This is a genomic window from Enterococcus sp. ARL09-542 (assembly GCF_005234805.1).
Classification (GTDB): domain Bacteria; phylum Bacillota; class Bacilli; order Lactobacillales; family Enterococcaceae; genus Enterococcus_D; species Enterococcus_D gallinarum.
On record NZ_QPQX01000012.1, the window covers coordinates 53,864 to 66,402 of the forward strand.

At 41.5% G+C, this 12,539-nt stretch carries 7 protein-coding genes and 1 pseudogene; 3 read left to right on the forward strand and 5 right to left on the reverse strand.

All coding sequences use genetic code 11. The features are described from left to right. Entirely contained in the window at nucleotides 1–3,462 is a 3,462-nt protein-coding gene (locus DVW06_RS12705; RefSeq protein WP_274543594.1) for a vWA domain-containing protein, read from the reverse strand. 249 nt (nucleotides 3,463–3,711) lie between these two features. Here DVW06_RS12705 and DVW06_RS12710 point away from each other — a divergent pair. Further along, nucleotides 3,712–5,144 (forward strand): annotated as a pseudogene (locus DVW06_RS12710) (helix-turn-helix domain-containing protein). 275 nt (nucleotides 5,145–5,419) lie between these two features. Here the strand turns inward: DVW06_RS12710 and DVW06_RS12715 are convergent. Next, entirely contained in the window at nucleotides 5,420–6,397 is a 978-nt protein-coding gene (locus DVW06_RS12715) for a choloylglycine hydrolase family protein (protein ID WP_124018991.1), read from the reverse strand. Between the two features lie 254 nt (nucleotides 6,398–6,651). On the opposite strand from DVW06_RS12715, the gene DVW06_RS12720 reads away from it, so the two are divergent. After that, nucleotides 6,652–7,752 (forward strand): mandelate racemase/muconate lactonizing enzyme family protein, encoded by a 1,101-nt coding sequence (locus DVW06_RS12720; RefSeq protein WP_137264727.1) that lies wholly within the window; start codon nucleotides 6,652–6,654, stop codon nucleotides 7,750–7,752. A gap of 65 nt (nucleotides 7,753–7,817) precedes the next feature. On the opposite strand, the gene DVW06_RS12725 is transcribed toward DVW06_RS12720, so the two are convergent. Next, nucleotides 7,818–9,236, reverse strand: a complete 1,419-nt coding sequence (locus DVW06_RS12725; protein ID WP_003127740.1) for a glycoside hydrolase family 1 protein — start codon at nucleotides 9,234–9,236, stop codon at nucleotides 7,818–7,820. Nucleotides 9,237–9,249: 13 nt separating this feature from the next. Then, nucleotides 9,250–10,554 (reverse strand): PTS sugar transporter subunit IIC, encoded by a 1,305-nt coding sequence (locus DVW06_RS12730; RefSeq protein ID WP_003127739.1) that lies wholly within the window; start codon nucleotides 10,552–10,554, stop codon nucleotides 9,250–9,252. A gap of 187 nt (nucleotides 10,555–10,741) precedes the next feature. On the opposite strand from DVW06_RS12730, the gene DVW06_RS12735 reads away from it, so the two are divergent. Beyond that, nucleotides 10,742–11,443 (forward strand): GntR family transcriptional regulator, encoded by a 702-nt coding sequence (locus DVW06_RS12735; protein ID WP_003127738.1) that lies wholly within the window; start codon nucleotides 10,742–10,744, stop codon nucleotides 11,441–11,443. A 137-nt stretch (nucleotides 11,444–11,580) separates the two neighbouring features. Here DVW06_RS12735 and DVW06_RS12740 read toward each other — a convergent pair whose 3' ends face one another. Continuing rightward, nucleotides 11,581–12,465: a C40 family peptidase gene (locus DVW06_RS12740; RefSeq protein WP_003127735.1), complete on the reverse strand. Its 885-nt coding sequence runs from the start codon at nucleotides 12,463–12,465 to the stop codon at nucleotides 11,581–11,583. Nucleotides 12,466–12,539: the final 74 nt, after the last annotated feature.

Below are 12,539 nucleotides of genomic sequence, written 5' to 3' on the forward strand. Positions count from 1 at the left end.
CTACCCCCTCCTTTCTAATCGCTGGAGGTATAAGTAGATACCAGCGATGGCGATCGAACTAAAGGCGAGTAGATAAATCCCTAATCGACCACTTCCACCTGTTTCCGGCAGTGGAACTTTCGCCTGATTGGTCACATCTAGTGTAATCTGGTTGTTTTTTTCTCCAGCAACTAACACATCAGCGACTTCTTCGCCATCAATCTGTACTGAGCCATCTTCATTGATCACAATTTCAATTGGCTCTTTCAATCCTTGATACCCTTCTGGCGTATATGTTTCCGTCAAGACATATTTTCCCGGCTGTAACTGATCAAAGACAAACGTATCCGTCTCTTCTCCTGATCGTTCAATGTCTGTATTTGGACCCGTCAAACGGAATTCCGCCCCTTTTAATGGCGTCTGATCGTCGGCCTTTTTGTGGACGGTCAAGTCAAAGGCTTTTAACTGGTTTTGATGATTCAACGTCCATTCTTTACTTTGTTTATCCACATTTTTGCCGTCGTAGTGAATCTTTCCATATTTATCCACCGTAAATTCATAGTTGCCGGCGATCGTGTCATACCCCAATGGACCTGAATCTTCGACCATTCGGTATTGACCTGGCTGATCCAATATAAAATGGGCTACCCCTGAATCCGTTGTTTTTTCCGTAGCGATCGTTTGATAACGGTCTGAAGAATTTTTCTTTTGCAACGAAAATGTTGCCCCAGATAAATTTACTTCATTCCCGTCTTGCAGCGTATACTTGCGAATGCCGATTGGCAATTCTGAAAATTGATTAACCACGGTCAGTGTGATCACTTGTTCTTCTGTAGAAACCTCATCCCCATCGATTGTCACAATTCCCTCTGAAGTGACTTCGATTTGCCAAGTTGTTTTCCCACGTTCATGTCCAGCAGGAGCTTGCACTTCTGTGAGAGTATAGGTTTCACCTTTTTGCAGTCGGACATTTTGCGGCAAGGAGTAGCTGCCATCTTGATTATCGATCAATGTCGTACGGCCATTTTTGCCAGTTAATTCAAACACAGCACCTACCAAATTTTTTTCGCCAGCAGAAGAGTTTTTGATCACTTTAAGTGCTAATGGCTGAAACTGTTTCGTGTTTTTCCACGTTGTTTCATCTACTTTTTCTTGCTCATAACCGGGGACAGTTAGCTCTCGAGTCGTTTGATAGCTGAAATCTTGTCCCCGATTATTGTATTTGGGTAGACCTAAGGTTTCGGCATAGGCATCATCTGCTGACTTTGAAAGCTGTGTTACACTAGTGCGTTCCCATAAGCTTCCGGTATCATTTGACGGTTGCGAAATCTTGATGTAGCCTGTTTGCCAATTTGTCGTATCTGAAACTTGTTTTCTGGTCACTTCATAGATAACATTTTCTGGGCGGCTGCTCGGATCATGATCATATTCTTCCCAGATTTTTTTGAAATCAAGCTTGACTCCTGGTGCTTTCCCCGATGGCACGCCAAAATCTACCACTTCATCTGCTGTTGCTACTGGTTGGAAGGTTGTTCTGCCATTCATCGGGTACCAGAAATCAGGTTTGAACGTTGCTGATTCTGTCTGGATCCTGACTTGATAATGGATCTGAATTTCTTGATCTTTCCCTAAATAAATTTCATCACTACGAACGGTGTTCCCTTCAAATGAGAGTGTGGGCATGGCTTGTACTTGAAGGGACCCGACACTTTTGACTGTTAATGTATTTGGTTCGTAACTAAACGGTTCAGCAATCGGATCGGTTACTTTGCCGTTTGCCACAGTTCCAGATATCTGAACCGCTTTTCTCGCGAGATAATCAGAAATATCCGGTGCATGATCGGCTGATTCATAGTAAAGATCACCATTCTCATCCGCAGACACCATTTGCCGCATCTTGTTTTCTACTTCTTGTTTGGATAATCCCGCATTAGTATCACTTTGCAGTTGAATGCCTAATCCATGAATTTCAATTCCTCGCTGCTTTAATGCCATTGCTTCACCAATGGTTGCGATAAACGTACTGTTGATCAATTTATTGGTATTTCTTTGGTCTGGAGCATAGTAGCTGTTAGAAATACGAGAAGTACTGCCCGGCTGGTCTTGTCTATTGGTAAATTGGGTGCCGTAATAGCTGCCATTCGTTTCTGTTTGAACTTTGCTGACTTGGTAGGAAAAAGTGGGAACACCATCTGTCAGTAGAACAATCACTTTTTTGTGTCCATTTGGTGTTGCCAACATGTTTCCGGCATCTCGCAGGGCTTTTTGCGTGAAGGTTCCCCCAGTAGTACTGCTTGGAGTAATCGTCTTAATGGCATTTTTGACCGAATCAAAGGGGCCCATCGCGACCGAATCATTCTTGTATCCATCACTTGAATACCCAACATAGCCCATATGAATGTTGTCTGTGATTCCACTTTCTGCTAGCGTATCTACAAATCGATCCACCCCTTTTTGGACCTCGCCAATTCGATTGTTGTCATTCATACTACCTGACCAGTCAACTACTAAAACCAAATCTAACGGTGCGATCTCCTTTTGGACATTTCCGCGAATATTTAGGTATACATCAAATAATCCAGGTGTCGTGGTCTCTTTGGCATACTTGCGAATGGCATAGTCTGCTTGGGAACCAGTCCCACCATATTCAATATAGGAATTGGTTTTGTTCGTTGGTTCCCCATTCCATTCCGTTTGCCCATCCCATTGTGCAGCTCCGTCTTTGTTTCCTTGATGGTTGCGCACATTCTGATTCCCAGTCGGTTGCCAGCTTGCTGTCGGATAGGTTCCTGACGCATCTGTCGTATACTGAGGCAGGATTGCTTTATGACTGCGATCGAACACTGGATCAGAAGCAACGCTAGGGAGTGAAAAAGGTTTTATCACTTCATCTGCAGCTGTTGATCTTTCAGATGCTTCAGATGCTTCAGGTCCTTCTGTTTCTCTGTTTTCTGTCAGCGTTTCGTTGGTATTTGATGGATTTATTGATTTTGACTCTTCGGATTCTGCTGAATGTGTATCTGTAGCAGCTGTTTCCTTTACAGCATCCGTTTCTGCTCTAGAAGTATTGTCCTGGGTGTCAGTCGGTTTTTCCTTTGTTGCCTGCGGCATTACAACAGAGACCTTTTGGATCTGACCTTCGTAAATTAATTCTGGTGCTTGCTCGGTCAAAAAAGAATTTTTCTCAACGGGCAGCGTCAGTTGAATGGTCTGATTTAGTTGAGGCTCTATTGTCAGATAGAGGGTATTGTGTTTAATTTGATAACCGTATCCCTCTTGTTTTTCTTCTACTTCTTTTAGCTTGGCATGATCCATTCTTATTTCTTTTTTTATGGGCTCATTTGTTTGATTCGTGAGTGCGACATCTAGTAATAGCTGTGGCTGCTCAGAATCATCTGATATGATTTTGGCAGATAGAATAGCTGCCCCATTAATAGTTTCTGCTCTAACGATTATGGATGTGAAATAGGAGCTAACCAGCATAAATACTGCTCCTAAAACCCACAACTTCCTCAGTATATTAATTTTCATTCTCCCCTTTCATTTGCGAACCAATAGCAAATCCCAATAGCTTGCATGCTGGAAATTTGTTATTCTAATCAGATACCTAAGTATACATAGAAGGGAAGAATCAAATCACACCAGCTTTCATACCAAGCGGTTTCATTATTGAGATTGCGTTATTGTTTCGTTGATTGTTTTATTAAAGTAAAGGACTTGGGAGGAAATGAAATGATTAGGTTTTTGGAGAAAAATTATCGGAAGATGGAAGAAATCATTCGTGTGTTATCCATTTCTGATAAGTGGATGACTAAAAAAGAACTTGCAAGACACATTGGTAGCAGCGAATCAACGTTTATCCGATATATTGAAGAGATCAAGCAACGCTGGGGAAATGTTTTAACCATCAAAACATCGCATAAATTAGGGTATCGTCTAGAGAATTTCAATGCTACATTGTATCTTCAAATACTCACAGATATGGCGAGAACTTCAACAACGACACAACTCCTTCATGAATTTATTCAACAGCCAGGCAAAACGATCGATTATTATTGTGAGGCAATCAATATCAGTCGATCATCTTTTGCACGAAAACTAAAACATTGCAATAAAGTGTTGGCTGCCTATTCACTTCGGGTCATTGTGGATCGCGGGTATCAGTTAACGAGTCAGGACGATGAGCTGTCTCTGCGGATATTTACGACCTACTTTTTTTTGATGTATTATGGCCATTGTGATTTGCCTTATCACTTTGATAAACAAGAACTAAAACAAGTGATGCGGCGCAATCACTGCATTTTGAATAGTATCAGCTTGGACAACAGCTATGAACATGACTTTTTCATTATGTATTTTATCGTTGATTTGTTAAGAGAGAGTCAAGGATTTCGGCAACGCCCTATCACCAAGATAGCCGTGAAAGCAAAAATCAGTAATGAAGACTATTCATTGATTAAACGCCATTTGAGTGGTATTAGTTTAGAGTCTTGCCAAACAGTCATTGACTACTTTCAAAAAGGGGCTTTCCAGCAATTTTATTCAGAGAATAGATCTGTGATCAGTGAGAAGATACGTGACAATTTGACCTTCAATACTTTTCTGCAGTTGGAACAAATCACAGACGAGGTCGGCGACTTCGTTGTACACTTGCTGACTTGTCTTTATTCCTATGCGCAATTACTGCCCTTTGATACGACAGAGCTGACACAGCGTGCCACTTTTTTTACAAGACATATCAAATTTACACAGCGTCAATTGTATGCACGACTCAAAGCAGAACTGCATTTTTTTTCTGAATTGTTGGAAACGAATCTCATCAGTTATTTGTCTTCTTATGTATTCTGGTTATTGACTTCTTTTCCGGAGATCAATCAGACTTTGGTGTCAAAAAAGATCTTAGTGATCAGCGATATGGGGATCAATCACAGTCAATACATCAGTTACTATGTTCAAGATATTCTTGATCTGCATAAAGTTCGTTCAGATATCCTGCCCATCAATGGTGAGCAATTAGGTAACTATGACTTGGAATCCTTTGATTTGATCATCACGAATCAGCCGATTTCTGAAACAAACGTTCCCAGTGTTGTTATCAATGATGCCTTACTATTTTCAAATAAAAAAAATTACTGGACTTATTGTATTTCAAAGATTTTTTTTAATATCTGAAAGTAAAAAAATTATTTCTTGTTTTCTTCTCGTAGTTTCAATGAACGATTATCATAAGAATACGCTTTTCCTTTGAACCGTTTTTTTCAGCATCAGAATAGATAAACTCCCCAGCTACCTACTACAAAAATTTCGACGGCAAATCACACGAAAAAAAGATCTGCGGTAATGACACACCGCGGATCTTTTAATTGGAGAGATGACTCTTCGTTAAACTGAGTTATTTTCTACTTATCTATCTTTGCATCGACCGTTGTGTGGCCGATTATTACACCATCGTTTTTGTTGTGAAACTCTTGGAAACCGCAAAAATCCGGGGCTGTTTCAATTGTAACCACTCTTTCTTCAATTGCAATGAAAAAACTTCTTGGGTTTCATAAGGATTGAAATAGTAAGTACCATTTGTCACATTATAGACCACTCGATACTGAGTATACTCAGATTGACCATTATCTTCGACCATCAGTCCTTTGGGGATCGTGGCATTATTTAAGAGATGGAACATGGCATTGACTGTTTCTTCGGCAGTCTCTCCTACATTCACAAACTGTTTGTGATAAACGGTTCGAACAAATCGTTCAGGGGAAGTCAATCCGCCCGGTAAAATAGATGTTCCATTTCCAAGACCAAAGGGGAGCACCTCTACTCCATTGACTGTTGCGGGAGGAAAATTAGCAGGTCTCGCAGCTAAATAGTTGCCAATATTTTTTACATGCCACTCCAATTCTGGACTGTTAGTCATCACGCCGATTGGATTTTCTTTTATTTCGATAAAACCACGATTGGTTTCAATGACAACACATCTTCCGGTAGTATCCGTTACAATAAAATGCAATGGGACTGTGATACCTAGTAGCGCCGTTTCTATCTGTACTAGATTGATCCTGCTGATTTTTTGGTACAAATCAGGGATGTCTGCTACGTTTCCTAATACCCAATGTAACAATTCATGGGGTGCAAGGTTTATTTTCTCCGCTGTGTATTCGCAATAAACAGCTTCATTCGAAAAGTAGAGTTCAGCAATCGTTAGTCCCTTCTCATTGACCCCATCAATAAAAAGAAATTCTTCTAACTGTTTGCCCGTTCCAACAAAGCCATAGGTATTGGTGACCTGTCCCCCTAGTTGTAAAGACCATTGATACCCCCGTGGCATGACGATTGGTTCGCCGTCTAACAAAAATGCAAAGTCCATCGTCCGAGCAAAAAAAGTCTGTCCATGAGCAGTCAGCGTGAAACTTGTACACATATGTGTGATCTCCTTTTTGTTCATCATAGCTTGGGTTGCGCAGAAGTTCAACTATTTCAGCGTGTTCCCACCAAGAAATTTGACTCCTTTTCAGATCGGAATCACTTGGTTAAAGGTCGCTGGAAAAACAGGATTATTACAATGATAGAAAGAGATTGACAACTCAAACTACAAATGAAACCGCTTGAATTCTTGCCAAGTGGATGTTAAGATAATAATGCACACGTTAACATTATTGGAAAAGGAGGAATTTTATGTCCACGATCACAGAAATCCAAACTTCCTACTATCGGATTCCCTTACCAGAATTAATGGAAGATGCCAAACACGGATTACACACTCACTTTGAGGTGCCAATCGTCAAAGTGCGCACGGATGATGGTAGAGAAGGTATCGGTTATACGTATACGGGTGGTTTCGGAGGAGAGTCGATCGCTAAATTGATCGACAAAGAACTGAAACATATCCTGCTAGGAAAAGATCCTGCTTGTGTGGAAGCTCTTTGGGAACAGATGAATTGGGGCATCCATTACATTGCCCGAGGTGGTCTAGCAAGCTTTGCCATTGCCGCCTGTGATATTGCCCTTTGGGATCTGCGCGCAAAAAAAGCACGAGAACCATTATATAAACTTTTGGGAGGACACAGCAATAAAGTAAACTGCTATGGCGGTGCCATTGACTTGAATTTTCCATTAGAAAAATTATTAGCCAACAATCAAAAATATTTGGATATGGGATTACGGGCTGTCAAAATCAAGTTAGGGCAAGCAACACTGGCGGAAGATATCGCCCGCATCAAAGCCGTTCGTAAATTGATCGGTCCCGATATTACCTTTATGGTGGATGCCAATATGAGCTGGTCCGTTGAACAAGCCGTCAAAGCCGCTAAATTGATGGCGCCTTTTGATATTCTCTTTTTGGAAGAGCCAACGATTCCCGAAGACTACGAAGGATATGCTCGAATCGCTAAAGAAGGTCAAATAGCAGTTGCTGGCGGAGAAAATTTACGAACACCAATTGAATTTGCTCATATGTTATCTTATGGTCAAGTCGATTTTCCTCAACCGGATGCCTTGAATTGTGGAGGGATCACTGGCTGGCTGAAAATTGCGGCATTGACACAGTTGCATAATGTCAGTATCTCGACTCACGGCATGCAAGAGCTTCATGTCAGTCTGCTGGCTGCCATGCCTAATGCCGGATACCTAGAGATGCATAGTTTCCCGATCGATCAATACACCACTCGCCCTCTGATGATTGATCCAGAGGATGGAATGGCTATCGCGCCAGAAGAACCGGGAATTGGTGTGACCTTTGACTGGGACAAATTAGCCCCTCATCAATTGGATTTTTAAGCAATATACACAAAGAGCTGTGACAAATGATTTGTCACAGCTTCTCTAATCTTAATGTACTTAGTTTAAAGAATAAGCGGCAATTCCTCATAGGACAAGCGACGTTCATCAATCAATTCTCGATACCAATAGGCTGATTTTTTCAAAGAACGGGTACGGGCAGCATTTCTTTCGATCCGCACCAGCCCATAACGGTTTTTAAAGGCATTCATCGGTGAGATACAGTCGGTAAAAGCCCAGAGCATATACCCCTCGCAATTCGCCCCTTCTTCCACTGCTTTTAAAAGCCAATAAAGATGTTGGGAAATGAATTGGATCCGATAGTCATCTACTACCTGACCATTCTCATCCATGAACGCCTCTTCATTCTCCCGACCCATGCCATTTTCTGTGATCAGCCAAGGAATGTTGCCGTAATTTTCTTTGAGGTAGTTTGCCATGTCATACATGACTTTCGGATAGATTTCCCACCCTCTAGAACGATTCATTTGTTTGCCGGGAAGATCAAAGTTCTCATAGAATCGCTCCGGATGAAACGGTGTTTCAGCATTCCACTGATAATAAGGTGCCCGCACACGCTTTGGATAGTATTGATTGATTCCTAAAAAATCAACCGTATGTTGTTGGATCACTTCTAAGTCTTCTTTTGCAGGATCAAAATAAATATCATGCTCTTTACATAATGCAATCAGTTCTTCGGGATAAATGCCTTTAATCATCGGATCAAAAAAGACTCGGTTGAAGAAAAGATCGTACATTTTTTTCGCTTGCTGATCTTCTTTCGAAGAAGAACGAGCATACACCATTTCAGGATTCAATACGCAGCCGATTCTGCCTTGATAGCCTTTTTCATGATATGTTTTTATCGCTAATGCAGAAGCTAATGTTTTATGATAATTCCATTGCATCCATTTCTTCGTATTTTGTTCATGGGGCCAGCGAATCGCATCAAGATAGCAACGGGTCTGGATCACGATAGGTTCATTGAAAGTGAACCAGTGCTTGACCCGATCACCATAACGTTCAAAGGCGATTGCTGCATACTTGCTATACAATTCGACAACATACCGAGAACTCCAGCCATCATACGTGTCTAATAAGTAAGCAGGCAATTCATAGTGTTCCAGACACAACATGGGTTCTACTCCTGCAGCAAGCAATGCATTGATCACCGCATCGATATGGGCTGCATATTCTTCATCGACGATCAACTTCTCATAGTCGGTAAAAAAGCGTGCCCAATTGATGGATGTGCGATAATGTGTCAGATGTATCTCTTTCATCAGCTCAATGTCTTCACCATACTGTTCCATGAAGTTCGTTGCAACGGCCGGTCCATAGCCTTCATGCCAGACAAAACGCTCTTGTTGATACCATTGATCCAAGAAAGAATCCTGACCCGCTTTTTTTCCTTGCCAGCCTTCTGTCTGCCAAGCAGAAGAAGCGGCCCCTAAGATAAATGTTTCTGGTATTTCAATTAACATAAGCCTCTCCTTTTTATGCCACTTCGTTCGTTGAACGATTCATTACGATAACGAATGGCAAATAAATGATGATCGATAATAAAATACAGATGATTTGTGTGACCACTGCACCGATGTCTCCTGCTGTAGCTAAGTAGGCATTGACGATTGGCGGCATTGGCCACGGTACCATCACAACCGCTTTTGCTGCAAAACCGATGGATGTAGCAATATAACCCACCGTGCCGGTAATAATCGGGGTCAGAATAAATGGAATCGCCAAGATCGGGTTCAGCATGATCGGCATACCGAAAATAACAGGTTCATTGATATTGAAAATGCCTGGTGCTAAGGACAGCTTCGTGATTTGACGCATATCTTCACGCTTGCCTGCAATCAAGATAGCAATTAGCAAGCCAATGGTGACACCTGATCCTCCCATACTCATATACATATCCCAGAATGGCATCGTAATGATGTTAGGCACTTCTTTTCCTGCCTCAAAGGCTTCTGTATTCACGGCGATAGCCGCTAGCAGTAATGGTTCACGAATTGGTTTGACCATCTGATTGCCGTGGATACCAATGACCCAGAAAACTTGTGCAATAAACATCAACAACAAGATACCAGGCAGACCTTGTACTATCCCTTCTAATGGTTTTTGCACAATATTATAAATGATATCGTAAGCATACATTCCTGTGATGGCTTTGATAGCAAAGCCAACTGTCGCAATGATCGTTACGGTTAATATTGTAGGGAAAAGCGCCGAGAAACTTGCTGAGACATTGGCAGGAACACTTTCCGGCATCTTGATTTGCAATCTTTTTTGGCGGCAAAGCCAGGCATAAAGTTCAATTGATAGGATTGCCACGAACATGCCCAAGAATAAACCTTTCGTATCTGTATATTGTTTCGCTAAAACATTCTCGGCAATAACAGTAGCATCTTCATGTAAGAATTCAAAAACCATCGGATTGACCGATAAGTAAGACATCACTGCAATGATCCCAGGGAAAACACCATCGATTTTGTTCAGTTTTGCCAGTTCGATCCCAATTAAAAAAACAGCATAAATCGTTAGAAAACTAAGTGTTACATAACTGACTGCCGAAGAGATCGGCTTTAGATTTTCTAAAAAGCTGAGCGCATCAATTTTTGCTAAGCCGTTCTCCGAATCAAAAACCATTGCTGAAAATAAGGTCCCAAAGGCACCTGTGATAATGACTGGTATCAAAGCGGCAAAAGCGTTCTTAATTACCATGATGTACCGCCAACTATTGATTCTCGTAGCAACTTTACCTAAGCCATTTGCCAATCGATCCATAAACCCTTCCATTTTTACTCCTCCTAGCTCCTCTATGATTAACCAAAATAAACAAACCAAATGCAACCGATTACAATCTCAATTTACTGGATTTTTTTCATTCTGTAAATCGTCGAAAGAAGCAAAAAGCTGAGTATGTAAACGTCGAGGTTTACATACTCAGCAAAATCGATTATGCTTCAAAAAAGGAGGAAATGATTTGGCTTACTATCATGATATTGCAGCAGATATTCGTACACAAATCAGTCATGGAAAGTATGAGAAGAATCAGAAGCTGCCTAAACAAACTGAATTAGCCATTACGTATAAAACTAGCCGAGTAACCATTCAAAAGGCGTTGAATTTGTTGCAAGTAGAGGGAATCATCTATGCCAAAAAAGGCACTGGCACTTTTGTCAGTGAAGCCTATTCTACCTTCGATTATAACGCCCGAGTGAACCGCGGATTAACCAAGCGCTTAGGAAAGACTGGCAAACTCACAAGCAGAATCATTTCCTTTGATACGCTTTTGGCTGATGAGCAAGAACAAACAAAATTGAGACTTGGTAAAGAAGATCGAATCTATGATATTGTTCGTTTGCGATTATTGGATGACGTCCCGGTCGCGCTGGAATATACCATTATGCCAGTCGCAGTGATTCCCGGCATCACCGAAGAGGTTCTCAAAGCTTCCGTTTATGAATATATTTCCAATACATTGCACTTACCGATTGGCACATCGATTCGAAGGATCAAAGCCGACCGTCCAGATATCTATGACCAGCAGCATTTGATTTGTTCCCCCAATGACCCCATTTTAGAAGTCGAGCAAACGGTTTACTTAGAAAATGGGATACCTTTTGAATTTTCACAATCCCGGCATCGATACGATATGGGTGACTTTATTGTCGCTAATAACTGATCTCTCTTTTGATCGGTCAAAAAGCCCGACATTTCTTGCTGCATTCTGCAAAAATGGTGGGCTTTCCTCGGTTACTGCTATTTTTTTGTTTCTATCACTTGCGATTTCTACCTCATTCTTTCTTATTGCGGCTGTTTCTAGTCGATATACCGAGTGACAACTGCCAATTCCGGCTCATAAGCAGAACCAGTGATCTTTGTTTTCATGACTTTGGAGCCTGGGGTCTGTGAGTGGATCATCTCGTCTGCACCTAAATAAAGACCGACGTGATGGACTTTTCCTTTTCCCTCTTCATATGCGAACAACAATAGATCACCTGGCTGCGCCTGTTCATAGGATCGCTGCACACCCGCTTGCGCTTGTTCAATGGTATCCCGAGGAATCAAAATACCATTGACCCGATGCAAACTATACATAAACCCTGAGCAGTCAAAGCCACTGCTGCTGATCCCTGCCCATACATAAGGCAAATCCAGAAATTGTTCTGCCATCTCGATCAATTGTCGGGGAGTTGTTGAGTTTCCTTGATCGATTCGTTGGGCTTGTGTTTTAGAAATTTCAGCTGGTCCTTCAGGTGTCATCACATGATACCACTCAGCGTCCTCAAAAAGCCAATCCAGCAGGGTTCCGAAAGAAAGGATTCTTTGATGATCTTTGAATTGCAGGACAGCAGTTGGTTTGATTACTGCTACCTTCTGATTTTTCCCCAATCCATATTTCTCGTCTATGACAGTCAATACGTTGCTAGGAACATACCCTGGGTAGCCTCGGGGATTTTTATTACTTGCTTGGTCTAAGACAATGATTTCTGCCCATTCTTCTTTTTCTTGAACGACTTCGACAACGGTCCCATAAAGAATCTCTGAATCAACCAAGTCCTCTTCATAGAGAGTCATTGCATCTGCTGCTGATAAAAACGAATGGACTGCTTCTAAAGGTTGCGCATTGATTTTTGTTAAAACTGCATTTTGCTGCGGCTGTTTCCATAAAAAAGTCATAGCTGCTTGGACTGCTTTTTTCACTAGGTTCTCCTTTGCTGATTTATTGATCATTTTTGCTTGTGCAATCTGGGGAAAGATGAAAGATCCATCTCTTC